Origin of the sequence: Haloferax elongans ATCC BAA-1513, from assembly GCF_000336755.1 — an archaeon.
GTDB classification, from domain to species: Archaea; Halobacteriota; Halobacteria; order Halobacteriales; family Haloferacaceae; genus Haloferax; species Haloferax elongans.
In genome coordinates this window covers 29,078-50,709 of the sequence record NZ_AOLK01000011.1, presented here as the reverse complement: position 1 = coordinate 50,709, position 21,632 = coordinate 29,078, and the positions used below count along the sequence as shown (strand labels likewise).

The following is a 21,632-nucleotide window of genomic DNA, read 5'->3' as shown; positions in this document are numbered from 1 at the left end:
AACAGTATCGTCGAACACGGAGTGTCAGAAACGAGTTCGGCTCAGGTGTCGAAAAGGAAGGTGAAGCCCCGTCTCGTGGGGGTGGTCAGTACGTCGCGTCTACGATGTCGTCGTCGAGGTCCGAGAACTGTTCGAGGTAGGACGTCCGCTCGGCACGGAGGTCGCTGTGGGCGTCGGCGAAGTCTTCGACGTGGTCGGCGACCGCGAACTGCTCGATGTCGATGCCGGGAACAGCCGACGGAACGGTTAGACCGAGCGTGTCGTCGTGGGTCCACTCGATGTTCTCGCGGGCGACACCTTCGAGAATGGCGATGGTCTCTTCGACGCCGACATCGACAGGGTCGTCGGTACCGACCGCACCGGTGTTGATGACGAAACAGTCCACGTCGAGGTCGTCGATGAGGTCACGGAAGCGGTTGCCCTCTTCACCCTCCGACCCGACGATGAAGGGGTTGGTTCCAACGACCCGAATCGGTTCGCCGATGCGCGAGGGGTCGCCGGCGCTCGTCTCGACGGACTCGCCGAGCATGAACGCGGCTGCCGCCTGCGACTCGTCGAGTTTCGCAATCGGTGGCATCAGCGGGTTTCGCGTGATGAAAAACACCTGGTCGACCTGTTCGAGGTCGATGTCGTCCGCCGAGCTTTCGAGGTGGTCACGTCGAATCACCGCACGCGCGTTCCGCCCGTGGCGCGGTTCGTCGAAGTGGACGGTCCCGTCGTCGTCGACGGCGACGTTTTCGAGGACCGCGCTGTCGTCGGTCGCCGCCCCGTGGAGTTCGGGCTGTTCGTCGGCGTCGAGGCCGAGCGTCTTGATGTAGAGGCCGCCGCCCTCACTACCGGCGACAGTTCCCGAGGGGAGCAGTGCACAGACGTCGTCCTGAAGCATCTCCGCGCCCTCCGGGTCGTCTAACCAGAGACCGTGGCTGGTGAGCGTCGACTTACCGGTTCCCGACAGTCCCAAAAAGAGCTGTCCGACCTCGCGGCGGCCGTCGGCCGCGTCGAGCGCGACTCGCTTACTCCCGGCGTGCAGTCCGAGCCCACCGGCCTGCTTCGCACGGAGCATGAACAGTCGCAGGAACGACTTTTTCGCCTCACCAGTGTAGTCGCTGCCGAGGACCGTGGTGAGTCCTTCTTCGGGGAGGATACGAATACACGGCTCGTCGGTAGCGTCGGGGAGTTGGACAGTGACGAAGTCCGGTTCAGCACCGTCTTCGGGCTCTTCGAGGAGTTTGGCCCACGCGAGTGCGATGCGGCCGTACTCCTTCGGGAGGAACAGTCGACAGACAGCCGAGACTTCCTCGTGGCGACCGACGACCCGGTCGACACAGAGCACGTCGTTCGAGGGGTCAGACACCCACTCGATACCGCGCTGAAACACGTCGAAGTCGTCGTCGTCGAACGAATCGTCGACAGCGTTCGCGGTCCGGTCGGCACTCCGAGACCGATACGAACTGACGTACGACGGGGACTCGTAGTCGGTGGTCGTCTCGAAGTGTGCAGAGTAGTCGCGGAGGTCCGCAAACGACGGATTGTACGTGATGTGGTCCGTCGCCACAGGGTCGGGGAAGTCGGCTACTGTCGGCCAGAGAGTCGATTTTGCCATTCCACAAGATACTCCGCTAGATATCAGCATAAGCTTTTTTGAACTAGAAATACTGATGAAGAAAATTCACTTGCGTCCGGGTTAATCTAACAAACAATCATACACAATCGTCAGCGTGTGTCACGTCGAAAGACAACTAGAGGGTAAGAAAACAGTACTCGGCACTGGATCAATGTGCCAGCACTTCGCACGCGCGTGCCGGACACATAACTAGAGTAGTGTACAAGGTCGGCTTGTGTCGTACGTCATTATCGGCGAGCGCCGATTATCACCACACTATGCCCCAAGAGTGGAAATCCACGAGCAGATACTAACAGATGGTTTTGGGATCGTATCTGCGGTCCATTCCACCTTGTGCGCTGAGGAAGTGCGCGGGACACCGCTCGAAAACCTGGAGGAAAAAGCTGCACCGGACCGACGGCCACACCTACATGAAGTCCGCAATTCCCGACTGCTTGTTCTCCACTTTTTCTCCCCGAGTGACTCCGTCACTCGACTCGAAAACCTGGAGGAAAAAGCTGCACCGGACCGACGGCCACACCTACATGAAGTCCGCAATTCCCGACTGCTTGTTCTNCTCGAAAACCTGGAGGAAAAAGCTGCACCGGACCGACGGCCACACCTACATGAAGTCCGCAATTCCCGACTGCTTGTTCTTGTCGTTCTCGAAGATAGATTCGAGGCTCTTTTCGAGCACTTCGAGGCGCTGTTTGGTGTAGTCGCGGCAGTCGAACTCCTCTGCAACCTGAATCGCGGTGTCCATGTACTTGTTCACCGAACCCTGGTGGACGGTGAGGTTCACTCGACCACCGCACTCGCGGCAGTCACCCGTCAGGGGCATCCGCCGGTACTTCTCGCCGCAGTCGAGACAGCGCGTCTCCTGCCGGGAGAACGCACGGAGGTTTCCGATGAGGTCCGGCAGGAAGTGGTACTCGATGACGCGCTCGGCTACGTCGGTCTCGTCGACCGCCCGGAGCTTTCGCGCGAGGAACAACTGGGCGTCCATCTTGTCCATCATCGACCCGAGCGTCTTGTACGCGGAGAGGTCCGGCCCGGCGGCGATGTCGGTGGTGTCGTGGGTGTGGTCGAATCCGGTGTACTCGCGGTCGGTACCGAGGTACTCCTCGGCGATGGTGACTTCGTCTTCCCAATCGTCGGGGTCTTCCATCCGACGGGTCGCCTCGTAGAACTCCCGCGGGTACTGCCGGACGATGTCCATGTTGTGTGCCTCGTCGTCGATTTCCGAAGGGTCGATACGCGAGGACATCACGAGCGGGGCGTCCATCTGCCCACCGCGTTTGTCGGGGAGGAATTCTTTCGAGAAGTTGAGAAGGCCGTCCATCAGGAGCATCACACAGTCTTCGTCACCATCGCACTGCTTTTGCGAGAGGTCGTTAGCGACGAGCGAGTGTGTCTCTGCGACGGTGAGACAGTACGTGTGGTCGGTATCCGCAGCGACGTACTCGACGCTCGCAACCGACTCGACGAGATAGTCTCCGTCCCCCCCGTCGAACACGCGCCGAGCAGCGGGTGTAATAGTGTCTACTTGGCGACGAAGTTTCTCGTCTTTCCGAGTCAAGTGGAACCCGATTTGCTGGCTGAACATCACTGCGTCCGACGACGTGACGTAGACGACGTACGACTGCGCAGATTTCGATTCGTCGCCAATTTCGTAATGGTCCGGGAACTTCCCGCACAGTGGCACCGGATCGTGGATGTTCACCTGGGCAGTGATACCAAGTCGCTTCAAGAGTGCAACAACATCCTCTTTGAGTTCACGGCTAACAGTCGTCGCAGAGACTTTCAATGCGTTTTTGGAAACGCAACCGTCACCACTGAAGTACCCGTTCAAGTACGCCTCGACGATGTAATCCGGCGCATTAAACATCACCCGCGGCACGCGTTTTTCTGTAGCGAGGACTCCGGCATCGAGTATCGTATCGAAGAACGTCCGAAGAAGCCGCCCAGAGACAGTCACCTTTGCCTCGTTCTCCCGGTATGGCTCGACACCGAACGCGTTCTCTAAAACCTCGACAAAGAAACTGCGTGCCTCTAGTTCAGTCCCACAGATTGTCGTCTGGTTGACAGTCCCTTTCGGTGTTTCCTGTACTCGGGTGAACCCCTCTGCGGCGTAGTATCCGAGAAGTGTTGCGAGGTCCTCGTCTAACGTCACGTATCGGTCGATAGATGTCCGGTCCCGCGTAAGTCCCAGCTTCACGTTGTCTGGTACGTATGAGAGGAGTTCTTCATCTGTATCGAAGAATTCGCGTAGCAGCGAGACGGGGAGGCTCTCTCGGTAGAGATAGTTACTCAACCCTTTCTTCGTGAGTCCGAGGTGTTCGGCAGTGCTCTGGAGCGGGTAGAACGCGCCCTCCCAGTCATCGGCGAGCTTCGACTCGAACAGGTCGTACAACTGGTCTCTCTCCAGCCCGCGAATCGTTAGCCGGTCGATCGGGAAGTCGTCCATCGCGAAGAATTCTTCGAGGAGGTCGAAGCGCGGGGTGTCGACCGATGGTGCTACGGTCGTCAGTCGCTCGGGAGTGACCGTGTAATCTTCACTCGAGACTTCGCTTGCCCGTTTAGAGACGAGGCGACCATCCTCGAAGACGTGCATCTCGTGGTCTGGAGTCACCGTTATTTCTCGACCACTCCGCGTCTCGACACGAATCATGTGGTCCGGGGATTGGTGTTTCGACACCGCTTCGACCGGTTGTAGTACTTCGTTTCCGTGGGGGCCAATCGACGGAACGGACACCTCCCCATTGAGTTCCTGTACCAACGTTCCGAAGTCGTCTGTCTCTGGGTCGTCGAGCCGGTCCTCTACGAACGTTCGAATGTCGTCGTAGTGCCAGCTATCGGCTTCGTCCCTGTACCAAACCTTGGTTTCGGGGTGGAAGCAATTCCGGCGTTTCGCGGCGTGAAAGTACGGATGGGCATATCCGACAGCTGCTGTCGTGAATCCGATAACTCTGCCGACGACTGCCGCGGAGGTGTGGGGTGCCATCCCGAAGACGAGTTCGCCGATAAGGTCGTCGCGCTCGTCCATCTTGTAGAACGGCTCCAACCCGTAGAACTGCTCTAAGAGGTCGTCGACGAAGTTCGCGGTCTGCATCATATGCTTCGCCGCACCGTTCGAGAGGACGATGTCCTGAACTTTGAGTTCGACCAGTTGGTCGTCGAACCGGAGCGGTTCGCCGTCGATGTCTGTCTCGTAGCCGAGTTCGCGGAAGTGGTCGGCCGTCACGTCGAGTTCTTCGGGGCGGACCGCCGTGACCGGGAGGTCGGTCATGTCGTAGCGGACGGTTCCGTCTTTGAACGAGGAAACGTCGTGTTTTGCCCGGAGGATGCCCTTCTCGATGGGTTCGGGCGTCTTGTTCGACGACGTGAGTCCTTTGACGCCTTTGAGAATCTCGAAGGAGGACTCCCGCTCCCCGACCGATTCGAGCGCGTCCCGATATTCGGTGTTCAGGTCGATAGTCTGCCACTCGGCGCTCTCGACGTCCCACTCACAGCGGTCACAGTAGACACGACCCGATTCGTCGGGCTGGATGACCGTGCCGCAGTCGTCGCACTCGTAGTGAGGCTTCGTGTGGCCGCCGCAGTTGGAGCACTTCGGTTTGAACCCGAATTGCCCACAGTCGGGGCACTTTCGCTTCCCGAGTCGCACGGAGACTTCGCCGCGCTTGCCCGAGTCGCCGAATTTCCGAGCGGCGTCGCCGACGTCGCGTTGGCTCCCGCCCGCTTCGCCAATTGGGAAGAGCGTGTGAACCGCAGGCGAGAGGTCGCGGCGCTCGGATTTCTCGGGGCGACCCATTCGACCGCCGATTCGGGTCGGGGCTCGTTCGCGGACTTCGAACGGTGCGAGTTCGTTGACCGCCTCGACGGCGTTGTCGCCGTCGTCCCATTCGCGGGCGCGCGCCGAAAGGTCATCAAGGGACCACGTACGCTCCCGGTCGTCAGCAAGGCCGAGCGAGCGAGCGAGTGGTCGCCAGATAGGAATACGAAGCTCCTCGTCGGTCTGTCGGTGTTCGACGAGGAGGTTTTCGAGTGTTTCGCGGATTTCTGGCGTGTTCTCGACGACGAGCGTGCCCTCGTTTCCGTCTTCGGGTTCGACGGCGATATCGCCGCCATCGGCACGGTCACCACCTGCTCGGCTGCTGCGCGACTGTCCACCGTCTGCTTCGGCGGCGACAATCTCGCCCGCTGCGACAGCATCGGTGAGAGCGTCGTACTGCTCGACTGAGATATCGTGCCAGAGATAGGTGAATTTCGGATGCAGCGGGGCGTCGTACTCGTCGGCCCAGGCGAGTGCCTCCTCGACAGTCGGGTCTTCGAGCGAGACGGTCGGGTCGTCGCGGAGGGCTTGTACGTTAGCGTCGGTCGCTTCGAAGTCCTGAATCCACCACTCGAAGACGTAGGAAGCGGGTGCGAGCGGGTGATTGTTCTCGACGAACTCGCCGAAGTTGACGAGGTACTCGCCGAGGTCGATGATTTTCTCGACCCCGTTTTGCAGTTCCTCGGCTTCTTCGGGGTCGTCAATGCGGCGAACGTCGCCATTGGCGAGTCTGACCGTCGGCCCCTCGATAGAATCAACGGGGACGACACCGCCTGCCTTCCCGGGGCGTTCGGTCTTAATCTGGGTCCCGGTGGCGATGAAGTCGTCTACGATGTGCATCGTCGCCGGGTGGACGCCGGCCGTCGCGAATCCGTGGTTGCGAGCGCGGCCGTATCGAAGCCGGAATCCACCGGGTGCCGAGGGGTGGCCGAAGACCGGGCGACCAGCGATGAGGTCACGGAGGAACTTGGTGGCGGGGTCGACACGAGGCGGCCCTTCGGGTTCGTCGTGAGCGTCGTCGTCTTCGGCGGCGTCGGCGTCGTCTTCGTCACCATCGTCGGACTCGGAATCTGCTTCGGCCTCGCTTTCGTCGTTCTTCCCGTCGTCCTTGCCGATGGTGCCGTCGATGAGGTCTTGCAGCCATGGCCACTCCACTTCGTCGAGTTGTCGGGTGTAGCGCTGAATCTTCGGGGCCTTGAGCGCGATACCCTCGGCCATGACGAGACACATGCCACCGCGTGCGGAGTTGGTATCGACGCGTTCGAGGTCACGAAAGCCAGAGACTTCTTCGTCGCCGGTCGCCTCGCCGTCGAGCATGATGGGCATGTTCGTGGCGATAAAACGGGTCTCTTTGTCCTTCGGCGAGTACTGGAGGCCAGTCTCCTTGTCGTAGAGGTTGACTTCCTCGACGTAGCGCTCGATTTCGTCGTCTCGGCCCTTGTACTCGTCTATCCCGAGAAGTGAGCGGGCGTAGTCGGCAACGAGCACCGAAAGTGCTTGTGCAGTCCCACCCGCAGAGCGAATCGGCCCGGCGTAGTAGACGTTGACGAACTCGGTGCCGTCGTCGTTTTCGAGAATCTCGACACGGTCGATACCTTCGATTGGTGCGGCGACCACACCCTCGGTGAGGAGGGCAACAGCAGTTCGAACCGCACCCTCGACTTTGCCCTCGCGGGAGTCGTAGTCACCGACGTTGCCGTCGACGAAGTCGGTCACGAGTTCGAGGGCGGCCTCCTCGCGTGACATCTCCCCTTCGAGTTCGCGGACGCGCTCGGCGACACCATCGATGCCGAGGATGTTCTCGACACGGTCGGCCATGTCCTTGGCGACCGGGATTTCGACGTCCTGTTTCGGGTCGTGGCCCTGCTGTTTTGCGGCGCGTGCGACTTCGAACGCCTCGTCGAGTCGGCCTTCGATGCGTCCGAAGTACCGTTCTTCCTCTTCGCGCACGGTTTACAACCAGAGGTCGAGGTCGGTTACGTCGTCGTGTTCGCGTTCGAGCGGTTCTTCGAACGCACGGAGATACAGTTCGCCCGCGAAGACGGTCCCCGCGTTGAGGTGGCCTGCGAGTGACTGCCCACTTCGACGGGAGAGGACAGCATGAGTGTGCGCGAAGGGTTCACCGTCGAGGAGTGCGACGTTCCCCACGCACGAAGCGACTTCGAGCGGTTCGTCGAACGTGACAGACTGATACTCCTGGGTATTCTGGTCGTAGAACCAGAGTTCGGCGTCTTGGACGGCACCCATCGCGTTGAACCACGCGGAGTCGATGTCCTTTCTGGCGCAGAACTCCTCTATCTCCTCGCGCCAGTCTGCCCCGTGTTCGAGGCTCGCGAGGTACTCCTCGCTCACCGTCACCGCTCGAGCGTTCATACTACGAGTCACGGGAGAGTCAGACTAAAATGTGAATGTTCTTCGCGTGGACCGCGAGAGCGATTATCGCCAGTCGTCGAGTGCGAGTGCGTCGGCTACGTCGGCCGCGAGCCATGCGTCGTCGCGGGAGATGTCCGCGATAATAAGACGCTGGCCCGTCTGAGTACGATCCACCGAGGACATAACCTCGGCGCCTGAGTCGTCGACGGAAGCCGTCGCATCCGGCGTCATGTATGATACATAGTGTCACCCCTATATAAGTTGCCCGAAACGGCAGTGTCCCACGTCAACACGGGGTGTCGATTCTGTCCTCTCGAAAACTAGTTTAAAATCCAAGACGTAAGTTCCGGCAGTTCTCGCGGCAGTTTTCGCCGTTTGGGTGGGTAACTACACCCCAACCAATCCACACCATATCAAACAAATCGAATACGGTAAGTTTATCCTCGAGGACTGGAAAGAGTTGTCCGAATGCCAGACACTAACAAACTCTCGCGTCGCCGTTTCCTGAAGGCAACGGGTGGGGCCGCTACGGCCGCTGCTCTCGCCGGTTGTACCGGTGGCGGTGATGGAGAAGAGACGACGACAGACGATGGAACTGGTGGCGATGATACCACCGAACAGCAGACCACGGCTGAAGACAGCGGACAGGAACTCTCCGGGTCCGTCTTCAATCGTATCCTCTCGGGGACCATCACGACGATGGACCCTGTTTCGGCGACGGACACGTCCTCCGGTATCGTCATTCAGCAGGTCTTCGACTGCCTGATGTCCTATCCGGACGGACTGCCGACGGTCGAGAACGAGCTCGCCGCGGACTACACCGTCTCCGACGACTTCACGACGTACACGTTCCAGCTCGAGGACGCAACGTACCACGACGGTTCGAAGGTCAAAGCGTCTGACTTCGCCTACGCGTGGGAGCGCCTCGCATCCTCCGAGAACAGCCGCCGCGCTTACTTCATCCTCGATTCCATCGGTGTCAAGCACGAGACGGACAGCGAAGATAGCTACAAGCCCGGTACGCTCAGCATCGAAGCCCCGAGCGAGACCGAGCTCGTCGTCACCCTCGACGAGCCGTTCCACAGCACCCTCGAGATGCTCGCCTACACCTCGTTCGCCGCCGTGCCGGAAGGCATCGTCGGTGACGTCGGCGACTACGACGGCGAGATGGAGTACACGGAGTTCGCCAGCAAGAACCCGATTGGCTCCGGTCCGTTCGAGTTCAACTTCTGGGAGAAAGGTACCGCCGCAGCCGTCACCAAGTACGACGACTACTACGGTGAAGTTGCGAAGGTCGACAACGTCCGCTGGCAGGTCATCGAGGACGACACGGCCCGCTACAACTACGCGATGAACGAGAACGCAGACTACTTCGGTCTGCCCACCGCGCAGTACGACCCCGGTAAGGTCCAGGTGGAGTCTACTGACGAGTTCGGCCGTGAAATCGGTACGTACGGCCCGCTCCGCAACGGCAAGACCGCCAACTACGTCGGCGTTCCGACCCTGTCGATCTTCTACGTCGGCTTCAACATGAACAAGGTCCCGAAGCCGGTTCGCCAGGCGTTCGCGTACGTCCTGAACCAGGACCAGATGGTCGAAGAAGTGTTCAAGGGTCGCGGCTCCCCGGCGTACGTCTTCACGCCGCCGACCATCTACCCCGGTGGCGCACAGGCGGCGAACGACAAGATCGAGTCCGACTACCCGTACGGTGTCGCCGAGACGAACATCCAGAAGGCAAAGGAGGTCATGGAAGAAGCTGGCTACGGTCCGGACAACAAGTTCGAAGTCCAGTGGACCCAGTACAACTCCGACACGTGGGAGGAGATGGCGAAGATTCTGCGCGACCAGCTCGCGTCGGCTCACGTCAACATGAAGATTCAGAAGGCCGACTTCTCGACGCTCCTCGAACGCGGCCGCAACGGTCAGCTCGAAGCGTACACCCTCGGCTGGATTGCTGACTGGCCAGCACCGGACAACTTCCTCCAGCTGCTGAACCCGCCGCAGACGGACACGTCGAAGCAGGGCCCCATCTCGTACGTCAACTGGACGGCTGACAACGGCGACGCCTACCAGAAGGCGACCGACGCCTACCAGGAAGTCGTCAACAACCCGGCACCGACCGACGACGCCCAGCAAACCCGCAACGACGCCTACGTCGCCATCGAAGAGGCGAACTGGGAGGACGTTGCGATGCTCAACATCTACAACCGCAAGGACGAGACGTTCTGGTACGACAGCGTCGACATCGAACCGTTCGGTGGCATGGGCCCGAGTCGCCAGAAGCTGAACAAGGTTCAGCTCAACCGGTAACCACCCGTAGCGTCGCGGGAAGCCACCGGCGCACTTCCGCGCCAATCGACAGACAACACTCGAAATATTTTTTACAATCGTTTAATTAGCCACTTCTGCCCGTAATATTCGGCAGCCATAGTGCCTGAGAGTTCGATATTACAACTTGGAAGCGCAAGACATATCCATCCCTCTCATTAAACCCTTACAATAATGTCCGCTCGAACGGTCAGTGAGGTGACTCCATGAGTCGATGGCAGTACTTCATGCGACGGGTACTGATGTCGATTCCTGTCGTCATATTTGGGACAACGATTACGTTCGCGCTCATCCGTCTGGGTCCACTGGACCCTGTATCGGCAATTCTGGGGACACAGTACAACCCAGAGGCGGCAGAGCAAATTCGAACGAATCTCGGCTTGAACCAACCGCTCTGGAGTCAGTACTTCGACTTCATGTATCGCTTGTTCACTTTCAACCTCGGCCAGTCGTGGGTTATCGCACCCGGGACGACGGCGTACGAGCTTATCCAAGTGTACGCACCACGGACGATTTGGCTCGGCTTCTGGTCGGTCCTCATCGCGCTGTTCGTCGGGATTCCGCTCGGCTTCTACGCTGGGCTGAACCCGAACACGCCGTCTGACTACTTCGCCTCCTTCGGCGGAATCGTCTGGCGTGCGATGCCAAACTTCTGGCTCGCGATTATGCTCGTCACAGCCCTCTCACAGACTGGGCAGTGGACGAATGGCTTCTTCACGTGGCAATCGTGGATCGTGAAGACGAACGTCGTGACACCGCCAACGCTGGGCTTCTTCGTCTCTCCGCTCGAAAGCTTCATGCAAAATCCAGGGGAGTGGCTGAACGAACTCGTCCGAGCAACAAAGCAGATTGCACCCGCCGCGCTGGTCCTCGGGTCGGCGTCGATGGGTAACGAGATGCGTATTGGTCGGACCGCCGTCCTCGAGACCATCAACTCGAACTACGTCGAGACCGCCCGCGCAAAGGGCGTCTCCGGACGGACGCTCGTCTGGAAGCACATCTTCCGGAACGCGCTCATCCCGCTCGTGCCCATCATCACGGGTGAGGCGTTCCTGCTTCTCGGCGGTTCTGTCTTCGTTGAGACAGTCTTCGCTATCAACGGCCTCGGGTGGCTGTTCTTCAACGCAGCCATCAACGGCGACTTGCCGCTCATCGGGACGCTGATGTACATCTTCATCCTCATCCTGGTGGGAACGAACATCCTACAGGACTTCCTGTACACGATTATCGACCCGCGCGTCGGGTACGAGGGGTGACTTACAGTGAGTACGAAAACCGAAACTGAACTTCCGCTTCGACAACGTATCGCTGAGAATCCCCAACCGGCACTCGTCTGGGCAGCCGTTGGTGCAGTACTCATCGGGGTCGAACTCGGTGCAGTCTTGCAGGTCTTCGGTGCGCTCGCCGGCGTCATCGTCAACTTGCTTCCGGGGGACCCGGGGGCCGCCACCGTCGCGTCCCTCCAAGAGTCGCTGAAGAGCATCCCGACGCTCGTCTCACGCGACGTCATTCCGAACCAGGGCTACTGGGACGGGTCGCAGTACGTCGGGACGTTCCTCGGACTGTCGCCCGCAGCAGCGTGGGCGGTTCGTTTCGTCTTGGTCTACGCATACGCGTTCGCAGTCCTCGCGTGGCTCTGGGACGGGTATAACCGCTTCCGTCGACACTACCGCCGCGTCGACTGGACGCCCCGCGACGACGTTATCGACCGCTTCCGGGGACACTCCTGGGGCGAGTTCGGTCTTATCATTACTATCATGTTTGTGGTTATGGCGGTATTCGCGCCCGCCGTCGGTCCAACCACAATGGAGAAGAACATTCTCCAGCCGTACGACTACGAAATCAGCTACTTCGACGAAGAAACCGAGTCCGTCGAGACGGCACTCGTCGGTGAGGCCAACATCGGTTCGGGGTCACAGGGTGCCGGTGACGAAAACGTCGGTCCCATGAGCTACGACGACTTCGGCAGATTCCATCCGTTCGGGACTGCGACAAACGGGAAGGACTTATTCACACAGGTGGTGTTCGGGGCCAGGATATCCCTGACCATCGCCACCTTGTCCATCGGTATCGCCGGTCTCATCGGCCTCGCATTGGCCATGATCACAGCGTACTACAAGGGCCTCGCCGACATGGTCGTCGTGCTGGCGAGTGACTCGATACAGTCACTACCACTCATCATGGTCCTCATCTTGATGCTCGTCATCTTCCAAAACACCTGGGTAAGGGAGTTATATGACGGTGCGGTGTTGATTATCCTCATCTTCAGCCTGGTCTACTGGCCCTTCATTTGGCGTGCGATACGTGGTCCAGCATTCCAGGTGTCCGAGCAGGACTGGATTGACGCCGCGAAATCGTTCGGTCAGACACCCGGGCAGGTCATGCGCAAGCACATGGCTCCGTACGTGTTCAGCTACATGCTCATCTACGCTTCGCTCAGTCTCGGTGGTATCATCATCAGCGTCGCCGGTCTCTCGTACCTCAACCTCGGGATTACGGCTCCGACGCCCGAGTGGGGACGACTCATCGCCGACGGTCAGCAGTACGTCGCAAGCCCCTCGTGGCACATCTCGTTCATCCCTGGTGTGCTCATCACGCTCGTCGTGACGGGACTCAACGCGTTCGGTGACGGTATCCGCGACGCTATCGACCCGCAGGCTGACACTGGCGAGAACGAAACCGCGGCCGCAGGGGGTGGTGGTGCATGAGCACCGACCAGTCCACGAAGACCCGTGCCGACGCAGAGCCCATCCTGTCGGTCGAGAACCTACGCACGGCGTTCTACACCGACAAAGAGGTCATCCGCGCCGTCGACGGCGTCTCGTTCGACATCTATCGCGGCGAGACGGTCGGTATCGTCGGCGAGTCCGGGTCCGGAAAGTCGGTCACTGCCCGCTCTATCATGCGTCTTATCGACTCACCGGGACGCATCGAAAACGGGCGCATCATGTTCGACGGCGAGGACCTAATCGAGAAATCGCCCAAGCAGATGCGGTCGATTCGCGGTGGCAGCATCGCGATGGTGTTCCAGGACCCGCTGACCAGTCTGAACCCCGTGTACACCGTCGGGAACCAGATTAAGGAAGCACTCCGCCTGCACCGCGGGCTATCTGGTTCGAAGGCGACACAGGAAGCAATCGAACTCCTCGAAGCAGTCGGGATTCCGGACGCCAACCGCCGACTGCGCGAGTATCCCCACCAGTTCTCTGGCGGGATGCGCCAGCGTGCCGTCATCGCGATGGCGCTCGCGTGCGACCCCGAACTGCTCATCTGCGACGAGCCGACGACGGCACTCGACGTGACCATCCAGGCGCAGATTCTGGAACTTCTCGAAGAGTTACAGGAAGAACGCGACCTGGCGATTATGTTCATCACCCACGACATGGGTGTCATCGCCGAAATCGCAGACCGCGTCAACGTGATGTACGCTGGCGAAATCATCGAGAACGCGCCGGTCGTCGAACTGTTCGAGTCGCCGAAGCACCCCTACACGCAGGGGCTGCTCAATTCAATTCCGGGGCAAGGGCTCGGCGAGGACGACCGCCTCTCGACTATCGAGGGGGACGTCCCGACGCCGAACGAAGACCCCACCTATTGTCGATTTGCACCGCGCTGTCCGAAGGCGTTCGACCAGTGTGACGTAGTGCATCCGAAGCCCATGAGCGTGGGGTCGGACGACACCGAACACCTCGCAGCGTGTCTCCTCTACCCGGAGGACATCTCGACAGACGAGGCGGTCGCAATCCACCGCGACGGCAACACACAGAGAGGTGACAACTGATGAGTACGACGACGACCGAAGAAGAAGAAGCAGTGACCCGAGAGACACAGGAGACGCTCCTCGAAGTCAACGACCTGAAGACCTACTACGAAGACGGGGGGTTCCTCAGCAGTAACCCAGTCAAGGCAGTTGACGGTGTCTCGTTCGACATCAAACGGGGCGAGACGCTCGGGCTCGTCGGTGAGTCCGGCTGTGGGAAGTCCACGCTCGGTCGCACGCTGATGCGTCTCGAAGAGGCCACTGCGGGTGAGGTCAAACTCAACGGAACCGACATCACGACGCTGTCGGGAGCGGACCTCAAACAGTTCCGCCGCGACGTTCAGATGGTGTTTCAGGACCCCGATTCGAGCCTCAACGAGCGGATGACTGTCGGTGAAATCGTCCGCGAACCACTCGATGTCCACGAGTGGAAGACGCCGAAGGAGCGTCGCCAGCGCGTCCGCGACCTCCTCGAAACCGTCGGCTTGCAAGAGCAGCACTACTACCGCTACCCGCACCAGTTCTCCGGCGGCCAGCGCCAGCGTATCGGCATTGCCCGAGCGCTCGCGCTCGAACCCGATTTCATCATCCTCGACGAGCCGGTCTCTGCGCTCGACGTGTCGGTGCAGGCGAAGATTCTCAACCTGCTCGAAGACCTCCAAGAGGAGTTCGGGCTAACGTACCTGTTTATCGCCCACGACCTCGCCGTCGTCCGGCACATCTGTGACCGCGTGGCAGTGATGTACCTCGGGAACATCATGGAAATCGGTCCGTCGGACGAGATGTTCGAGGCACCGGCGAACCCGTACACGCACGCACTCCTGTCGTCGATTCCGGAGCCAGACCCGACAACGGCACGCGACCGAATTACCCTTCGGGGTACGCCACCGAGCCCGCGTGACCCGCCGGCTGGCTGTCCGTTCTCGACGCGCTGTCCGGTCAAGATTCGTCCCGACGAGTATCGCTCGCTCGACGACGACGTGTGGCAGCGCATCGAGGTGTTTCGCGAAGTTCTCCGCGAGCGGTCACGCGTCGAGCCATCGATTTCCGATCGGGTGCGCGAACTTCTCGGCCGCGAGACCCACGAATCGGGGATGGACGAGATACTCGAGGAACTGTTCGGCAACCTCGACGTTCCGAACACGGTCATGGAACACATCAACGAGGCAGCCGAATACGCCGAAAACGACGACGAAGAGGCCGGGCGGACGTATCTCCGTGAAGAGTTCGGGAGCGTCTGTGATCGCGAGCGCCCCAGCCAACTCGGTGTTGGCGACCAGGGTCGCCTGAGCCTCTGTCACCGCCACGAGGACGAATACGACGAGCCTGCAACCGTCTTCGAGTCACTCGTTCACTAAGCCATGGAGTTCAATCCACGCCGATTCGGTCTCAAGACCATCGATGCGGTGGCCTACGCCGTCGTACTCACCGGCGTGGTGTTCGGCCTGACTGCCACGGTGAGTGTTCTCGCCGGTGGTGGTCTCCCGGGAGCAAAGTGGCTCATGTTCTTCCTGGGGTTCACGATGCTCGCATATGCGTCCCTGAAGGTGCGTCCGAAAGCAGCGTGGAAAGACGGACGTGACGATGGTGGGTTGTTCTCCGGCGGCGACGAACAGGTCGGCATCGAGAAACTGGTCTCGTCCCTCCTCGACGTGACGTTGCCGCCGACACTTCGCCCAGGTCCGAACGAGCGCCCGTCGAGTGGGACAAAGCTGTTTCTCGCAGCGATGTGCATCCTCGCGATGTCGTTCGCGATGGAAGTCGTCTTCGGCATCAACTACTGACAGCCCTGTTCGCACACGGGTCGAACGACCGAACCGTGTGCTTCGATGCCTTTTACCATATCCATCGTCCAGCATCTGTATGGTCGAAATCGGAGACGAGGAGACGCCCGACGTCGAGCGCATCGCGAGCGAAGCGGACCGCCGTCGAGAGGCGTGGGGAGCAACCCTCGACGACATGACTGCGATGGCCGATGACCTCGAAGCAGATGGGTGGGACACCGTTCGTATCGCCGCCGGTGACACCGGCGTGTTTGGTCCATCATCACTGAAAAGCGACGATGAGGCATACGGCATCGCGTACGTGGTTCCCGGAGACAAAGCCGAGGAGATCTCCGAACTCTTCGAAGAGACACAGTTCCCAGAGTACGAGGTGTACCGCGCCGAGAACGACGGCCGCGTCTACATGGTGACGGCACTATTTGCACCGGACATCGACACTGCCGTGCTCGTCGCCGGCGCGTGGAACCTCCGCGAGGCGCTGGAGTGTGCGACGGTGGCCGTCGAAGAGGGTTACATGTACACGTATCTCCAGAAACTCGACGGAACAGTCGTCGGTATCGTCGAACACGACGACCCCGAGAAGTTCTTCCCCAACCTCGACGCCATCCGACGACTCGCGCCGAACGCGGACGGCGACGAGGAGTAAGTCAGTCGGACGACCGGCCCACGATGGGAGCATCGAGGTGGCGTCGAAGTTTCAGGTTCTCTCTTTCACGCACCTACCCGACGCTCATGCTATGTTATTGATGCGTTTGTTTGAGAACTCGAACGAAGAACCAACCGTGTGAAGGATGCGCGAGCCTTCGCAGAGTACATTAGGCGTGGGGATGAAAGCGGTGGTATGAAAGTAGCCGACGCGATGACGCCCGGTGAGAAGGTCGTGACGGTCTCCCTGCCGGGTACCCGCGATGACGTGCTGGAGTATCTGCAGGAGCGCGGTTTTTCCTCCGTGCCGGTCGTCAAAGAGACGGACGAAGGGACGAAGTACCGCGGTCTCATCTCCCGAGAGGACCTCATCAAGCACCCGGACGAAGACCAGCTTGCGGTCCTCGTCCGCGAAGTACCGACCGTGAGTTCGGACGACGACCTCGAAGTCGTCGCCGAGACGATGGTCTCGGAAGATGCGCGACGCATCCCCGTCATCAACGGTGACGGTATCGAAGGCATCCTCACCGTGACGGACGTCATCCGCGCAATCGCTCGCGGCGACATCGACGGTGAGACCCCGGTCGGCGACCTCGCCGCTCGCGACGTGAACACGACGTACATCGAGACGCCGCTGCCGGTCGTCGAACGCGAAATCTACTACGCGAACGTCCCGTACGCGGTCGTCCTCGACGACGAAGCGTCGCTGGCCGGTATCGTCACCGAAGTCGACATCATCGAAGTCGCTCGCGTCGTCGAAGGCGAGGCAGGCACCGGCGACTCCGTCGCGGGGCAGGACGACGAGTGGATGTGGGAAGGCATCAAGGCCGTCGGCAACCGCTACATCCCGACTCGGAACGTCGAGATTCCGGCTGAACCGGTCTCGAAGTTCATGACCGACGACCTCGTCTCCGTCTCGACGCGCGTCACCGCAAAGGACGCCGCCCAGACGATGATTCGCGAGGACATCGAACAGATTCCGCTCGTCTCGGGCGACGAACTCATCGGCATCGTCCGCGACATCAACCTGCTGGAGGCGCTGCATGAGTGAGGGTAACGAGGCGGCCGCACTCGTCGAACTGGCGAAGCGACGCGGCTTCTTCTTCGGTTCGTCCGGTGCCTACGGTGGCGTCGGCGGCTTCTACACGTACGGCCCGCAGGGCGCGGCGCTGAAGTCCAACGTCGAAGAGGCGTGGCGCGACCGCTTTGCGGTCCAAGAGGGCAACCTCGAAATCGAGGCTCCGACCATCATGCCGGAGCCAGTGTTCGAGGCTTCCGGCCACCTCGACGGCTTCGACGACATGCTCGTCGAGTGCGCCGAGTGCAGCGAATCGCACCGCGCGGACCACCTCATCGAGGACAACTCCGACCTCGAAGACGCCGAGACGCTGTCGCTCGAAGAAGCCGCAGAGAAGATTGCGGAGCTCGACCTCGTCTGTCCGAACTGCGGTGCCGAACTCGCTGGCCAGTCCGTCGAGAGCTTCAACCTGATGTTCTCGACGAACATCGGCCCCGGTTCCTCGTCCCCCGGCTACCTCCGGCCCGAGACGGCACAGGGCATCTTCGTGGAGTTCCCGCGAATCAAAGAGTACGCGCGGAACCAGCTTCCGTTCGGCGTGACCCAAATCGGCCGCGCCTACCGCAACGAGATTAGCCCGCGCAAGAGCATCGTCCGCACCCGCGAGTTCACGCAGGCCGAACTCGAACACTTCATCGACCCCGAGCGAGACGAACCCGACCTCTCTGGCGTCGAGGACGTTGAGGTGCTTCTGTACCCCGCGACCGAGCAGCAGGCCGACGACGGCGACTACGTCGAGACGACCATCGGCGAGGCTGTGGAAGACGGCATCATCGGCAACGCGTGGCTCGGCTACTTCCTCGGCATCACCCAGGAGTGGTACGAGAACATCGGCGTCGACATGGACCGCTTCCGCTTCCGCCAGCACCTCGCGGGCGAGCGCGCCCACTACTCTGCGGACTGTTGGGACGCCGAAAGCGAAGTCGACGGCGACTGGATAGAGATTGCGGGCTTCTCGTACCGCAGCGACTACGACCTCTCGAAGCACGGCGAGTACGGCGACGACGACTTCACCGTCTTCCAGCAGTACGACGAACCCAAGACGGTCGAACGCGCCGTCGTCGACCCCGACATGGCGACGCTCGGTCCCGAGTTCGGCGCACAGGCCGCAGACGTGGCCGAGGCGCTCGAAACCCTCGCCGAGCGCGACCCTGACGCCTTCGACGCCGACGAAGTCACCCTCGACCTCGACGGCGAGGAAGTCACCGTCGATACCGACGTCGCGAACTTCTCGGTCGAGACGCAGACCGAGGCGGGCGAGCACATCACGCCGCACGTCGTCGAACCCTCGTTCGGCGTCGACCGCACGGTGTACACGCTTCTCGCGCACGCGTACGAGACCGACGAGGTCGACGGCGAAGAGCGCTCGTTCCTCTCGCTTTCGCCCACCGTCGCACCGACGAACGTCGGTGTCTTCCCTCTCGTCAGCAACGTCGACGAACTCGTCGACCTCGCAGACGACATCGCGGAGAAACTCCGCGCCGCTGGCTTCGCAGTCGCCTACGACGACTCCGGCAGCATCGGTCGGCGCTACCGCCGACAGGACGAAGTCGGCACGCCGTTCTGCGTGACCGTCGACCGCGATGGGATGGAAGGCGATGGCCCGAACACCGTCACCATCCGCGAACGCGACTCCGGCCGACAGGTCCGTGTCGCAGTGTCCGACCTCGTCGACACGCTGGTCGGTCTCCGCGCCGGAACCGTCTCGTTCGACGCGGTGGTCGAAGACAACGAGGCAGTCGAAGCCTAAACTCACCGTGTGGCGACCGAGTACCGCCGAAGTCAAGCGGCGACTGGTGCACGCGAGTGGCTCGGGGATGCCGCTTTTGTACATCCTCGACCTCGTCGACTGGCGGGTACTCGGCTATCTGTTCATCCTCGCGTCTGTCGTCGTCACCGTCCTCGAAGCGCTCCGTCTGTTCGGCGGCCTCGACTGGCGCATCTACGACGAACTCACCCGCGAGTACGAACAGGACAACGTCGCGGGCTACGCACTCTACATCTACAGCCAGACGGCTGTCGCGCTGGTGTTCGCACCCCACATCGCCGTCCCCGGAATGTTGATGCTCACTATCGGCGACCCGATAAGCGGGCTTCTCGGGTCAGCCCCGGTCGGTGAGATGAAGTCGCTTCCGACGCTCGGCGCGATGTTCACCGTTTGTTTCGCCCTCGCTGCACCCTTCGTCGTGCCCGTCGTCGGCGTCGTCGCTGGCGTCGGCGCATCGGTGGTCGGTGCAGTTGGTGCGACACTGGCCGACGGCGCAAAGCCGGTCGTCGCGGGCTACGTCATCGACGACAACCTCTCGATTCCGCCGGTCGCATGTGTCGGTATCGCGGCGATGCTCTGGGTCGTCGCCTGAGCTCGTCGACCTCGCCGACGACAGACCGGACTTCGGTCCAAACCGGGAGACGGCTTTATTTTTGTTTGTCGCTAAGGTTTCTGTCGTGACTGTCTACGAGAGCGACCTTCCGGGCGTCGGGAAGAAACACGAAGTGGAAATCGGTGACGGGTCTCGACTCGTCATCGTGACCCACAACACAGGTAAAAGAGAGGTGTTCCGCCGCGAGAGTGCCGACAGCGACTCCGAGAAGCTGTTCGAACTCAACGATAAACTCGCCAGACAGGTCGGGACACTCCTCGAAGGGGCCTACTTCCAGCCGATTCGGTCCGGAGATATCCAGACGTTCCTCGGCGAGGACACACTCATCGAGTGGGTCGAAGTCAAGGAAGAGTCCGAGGTGGCCGGAAAGACGCTCGGCGAGTCTGACCTCCGACAGGAGACCGGTGCGTCGGTCATCGCCATCGAGCGCGGGGACGAAGTCATCACCTCACCCGGCGGCGACACGACCATCAAGACGGGCGATAGGCTCGTCGTCATCGGCCCGAAAGAGGCCTGCCGGAACTTCGTCGACCTCGTCGAAGGGAGCTGATGGCTGGAGAACTGCTCGAATTCGGCTACCTGTTTGCGGTGGTCGCAGTGACGGGTGCGGTCGCACTCCGTCTTGGGCTCTCGGTTATCCCGCTGTACGTCGTCGGCGGTGTCGTCGTCGGGCCGCACGTCGCGGGCAGACTCGGCATGCCGTACGTCGCCGACGGCGAGGTCGTCGCACTGCTGGCCGAACTCGGTATTGTCTTGCTTTTGTTCTTCCTCGGCTTGGAGTTCAGTCTCGACAGACTCCGTGCTGCGCGACGCAATATCGGCCGCGCGGGCATCATCGACCTCGGCATCAACCTCCCGCTCGGTATCGTCATCGGACTCGCGTTCGGGTGGTCAATCGTCGAGGCGCTCCTTCTCGGCGGCATCGTCTACATCTCGTCGTCGGCAATCGTGACGAAGACGCTCATCGACCTCGGGTGGATTGCCGACCCCGAATCGGAGCCGATACTGGGGACGCTCGTCTTCGAAGACCTCGCTATCGCAGTCTACCTCGCAGTCGTCACGTCGCTCGTCCTCGGCGGCGGGGGCGCGGGGAACGGCGGTGTGGCCGCAATCGGCCAGTCGCTGGCCATCGCGTTCGGCTTCCTCGGCCTCCTACTCGTGGCCGTCCAGTACGGGACGGGGCTTTTCACCCGCGTCCTCGACATCGAAAATCAGGAAGCGTTCGTCGTCCGCACGCTGGCGGTGGTCATTCCGATTTCGGGCGCGGCCCTGGCACTCGGCGTGAGCGAGGCCGTCGCCGCCTTCTTCGTCGGCATGGGCTTCTCGACGAGCGGCCATCGAGAGCGAATCGAGCGTCTGCTCGTTCCCGTTCGCGACGTGTTCGCGGCCGTCTTCTTCGTCTGGATTGGTCTCGGAACCGACCCGATGCTCCTCGGGGCGGCCGCCGTCCCGCTCGTCGTGGCGGTGGTGTTGACGACGCCCGCGAAGGTACTGTCGGGCTATCTGGGCGGGCGCGTCTACGACCTCTCGACCCACCGGTCGCTCCGCGTCGGCGTCGGGTTAGTCCCGCGCGGCGAGTTCTCGCTCGTCATCGCGGCGTTGGCCGCGTCGGGAACCACGCAGGTGATGCGGGAGGTGATTCCGGCGTTCGCCGTCGGCTACGTCCTCGTCATGAGCGCCTTCGGGACGGTGTTGATGCAGCGGTCGGACCTCGTCGAACGACTGGTCTTTCGCAGTGGGACGACAGAACCGAACGCCTGACGGGAGAATCTGGACACGGCCAGACGGCCACAGAGCATTTTTCCGACGCGTGACTCACGCCCGGATGCATCCATGACACTCATC

The 21,632-nt window shown here is 61.1% G+C and carries 16 protein-coding genes; 12 read left to right on the top strand and 4 right to left on the bottom strand.

Features of this window, described 5'->3' with window-relative positions:
* Positions 1 to 85: 85 nt before the first annotated feature.
* The 4 genes from C453_RS02500 to C453_RS21100 form a co-directional block, all read right to left on the bottom strand.
* Positions 86 to 1,603, bottom strand: a complete 1,518-nt coding sequence (locus C453_RS02500) for a phosphoenolpyruvate carboxykinase (ATP) (RefSeq protein WP_049907474.1) — start codon at positions 1,601 to 1,603, stop codon at positions 86 to 88.
* Between the two features lie 622 nt (positions 1,604 to 2,225).
* Positions 2,226 to 7,388 (bottom strand): DNA polymerase II large subunit, encoded by a 5,163-nt coding sequence (locus C453_RS02495; protein WP_008322527.1) that lies wholly within the window; start codon positions 7,386 to 7,388, stop codon positions 2,226 to 2,228.
* A gap of 3 nt (positions 7,389 to 7,391) precedes the next feature.
* Complete coding sequence (locus C453_RS02490; RefSeq protein WP_008322526.1) at positions 7,392 to 7,811, bottom strand: PPC domain-containing DNA-binding protein; 420 nt, start codon at positions 7,809 to 7,811, stop codon at positions 7,392 to 7,394.
* 63 nt (positions 7,812 to 7,874) lie between these two features.
* Positions 7,875 to 8,042 carry a DUF7556 family protein gene (locus C453_RS21100; protein ID WP_008322525.1) on the bottom strand — a complete coding sequence of 56 codons (168 nt, stop codon included), beginning with the start codon at positions 8,040 to 8,042 and terminating at the stop codon, positions 7,875 to 7,877.
* A gap of 237 nt (positions 8,043 to 8,279) precedes the next feature.
* Here C453_RS21100 and C453_RS02485 point away from each other — a divergent pair, with 237 nt between their 5' ends.
* The 12 genes from C453_RS02485 (at position 8,280) to C453_RS02430 (ending at position 21,548) form a co-directional block, all read left to right on the top strand.
* Complete coding sequence (locus C453_RS02485; protein ID WP_008322524.1) at positions 8,280 to 10,121, top strand: ABC transporter substrate-binding protein; 1,842 nt, start codon at positions 8,280 to 8,282, stop codon at positions 10,119 to 10,121.
* A gap of 224 nt (positions 10,122 to 10,345) precedes the next feature.
* Entirely contained in the window at positions 10,346 to 11,395 is a 1,050-nt protein-coding gene (locus C453_RS02480; RefSeq protein ID WP_008322521.1) for an ABC transporter permease, read from the top strand.
* Positions 11,396 to 11,401: 6 nt separating this feature from the next.
* On the top strand, positions 11,402 to 12,847 hold the full coding sequence (locus tag C453_RS02475) for an ABC transporter permease (RefSeq protein ID WP_008322519.1): 1,446 nt from the start codon (positions 11,402 to 11,404) through the stop codon (positions 12,845 to 12,847).
* Positions 12,844 to 13,920, top strand: a complete 1,077-nt coding sequence (locus C453_RS02470; RefSeq protein WP_008322516.1) for an ABC transporter ATP-binding protein — start codon at positions 12,844 to 12,846, stop codon at positions 13,918 to 13,920. Before C453_RS02475 ends, C453_RS02470 begins: the two co-directional genes overlap by 4 nt.
* Complete coding sequence (locus C453_RS02465) at positions 13,920 to 15,257, top strand: ABC transporter ATP-binding protein (RefSeq protein WP_008322515.1); 1,338 nt, start codon at positions 13,920 to 13,922, stop codon at positions 15,255 to 15,257. Before C453_RS02470 ends, C453_RS02465 begins: the two co-directional genes overlap by 1 nt.
* 3 nt (positions 15,258 to 15,260) lie before the next feature.
* On the top strand, positions 15,261 to 15,683 hold the full coding sequence (locus tag C453_RS02460) for a DUF7555 family protein (RefSeq protein ID WP_008322514.1): 423 nt from the start codon (positions 15,261 to 15,263) through the stop codon (positions 15,681 to 15,683).
* A gap of 79 nt (positions 15,684 to 15,762) precedes the next feature.
* The gene (locus tag C453_RS02455) at positions 15,763 to 16,329 is read left to right on the top strand and encodes a DUF7529 family protein (protein ID WP_008322513.1); all 567 of its coding nucleotides are present in this window, start codon (positions 15,763 to 15,765) and stop codon (positions 16,327 to 16,329) included.
* Between the two features lie 195 nt (positions 16,330 to 16,524).
* Positions 16,525 to 17,379: a CBS domain-containing protein gene (locus C453_RS02450; protein ID WP_008322512.1), complete on the top strand. Its 855-nt coding sequence runs from the start codon at positions 16,525 to 16,527 to the stop codon at positions 17,377 to 17,379.
* Positions 17,372 to 19,156, top strand: a complete 1,785-nt coding sequence (gene glyS / locus C453_RS02445) for a glycine--tRNA ligase (protein WP_008322511.1) — start codon at positions 17,372 to 17,374, stop codon at positions 19,154 to 19,156. Before C453_RS02450 ends, glyS begins: the two co-directional genes overlap by 8 nt.
* 7 nt (positions 19,157 to 19,163) lie before the next feature.
* Entirely contained in the window at positions 19,164 to 19,766 is a 603-nt protein-coding gene (locus tag C453_RS02440; protein ID WP_049907473.1) for a diacylglycerol/polyprenol kinase family protein, read from the top strand.
* Positions 19,767 to 19,851: 85 nt separating this feature from the next.
* Positions 19,852 to 20,337, top strand: a complete 486-nt coding sequence (locus C453_RS02435) for a cation:proton antiporter regulatory subunit (RefSeq protein ID WP_008322508.1) — start codon at positions 19,852 to 19,854, stop codon at positions 20,335 to 20,337.
* Positions 20,337 to 21,548 (top strand): cation:proton antiporter, encoded by a 1,212-nt coding sequence (locus C453_RS02430; RefSeq protein WP_008322506.1) that lies wholly within the window; start codon positions 20,337 to 20,339, stop codon positions 21,546 to 21,548. Before C453_RS02435 ends, C453_RS02430 begins: the two co-directional genes overlap by 1 nt.
* Positions 21,549 to 21,632 lie beyond the last annotated feature (84 nt).

Coding starts and splice junctions, on each gene's coding strand:
- C453_RS02500 (WP_049907474.1), bottom strand. CDS start 1,603: ATGGCAAAATCGACTCTCTGGCCGACAGTAGCCGACTTCCCCGACCCT.
- C453_RS02490 (WP_008322526.1), bottom strand. CDS start 7,811: ATGAACGCTCGAGCGGTGACGGTGAGCGAGGAGTACCTCGCGAGCCTC.
- C453_RS21100 (WP_008322525.1), bottom strand. CDS start 8,042: ATGACGCCGGATGCGACGGCTTCCGTCGACGACTCAGGCGCCGAGGTT.
- C453_RS02485 (WP_008322524.1), top strand. CDS start 8,280: ATGCCAGACACTAACAAACTCTCGCGTCGCCGTTTCCTGAAGGCAACG.
- C453_RS02480 (WP_008322521.1), top strand. CDS start 10,346: ATGAGTCGATGGCAGTACTTCATGCGACGGGTACTGATGTCGATTCCT.
- C453_RS02470 (WP_008322516.1), top strand. CDS start 12,844: ATGAGCACCGACCAGTCCACGAAGACCCGTGCCGACGCAGAGCCCATC.
- C453_RS02465 (WP_008322515.1), top strand. CDS start 13,920: ATGAGTACGACGACGACCGAAGAAGAAGAAGCAGTGACCCGAGAGACA.
- C453_RS02460 (WP_008322514.1), top strand. CDS start 15,261: ATGGAGTTCAATCCACGCCGATTCGGTCTCAAGACCATCGATGCGGTG.
- C453_RS02455 (WP_008322513.1), top strand. CDS start 15,763: ATGGTCGAAATCGGAGACGAGGAGACGCCCGACGTCGAGCGCATCGCG.
- C453_RS02450 (WP_008322512.1), top strand. CDS start 16,525: ATGAAAGTAGCCGACGCGATGACGCCCGGTGAGAAGGTCGTGACGGTC.
- glyS (WP_008322511.1), top strand. CDS start 17,372: ATGAGTGAGGGTAACGAGGCGGCCGCACTCGTCGAACTGGCGAAGCGA.
- C453_RS02430 (WP_008322506.1), top strand. CDS start 20,337: ATGGCTGGAGAACTGCTCGAATTCGGCTACCTGTTTGCGGTGGTCGCA.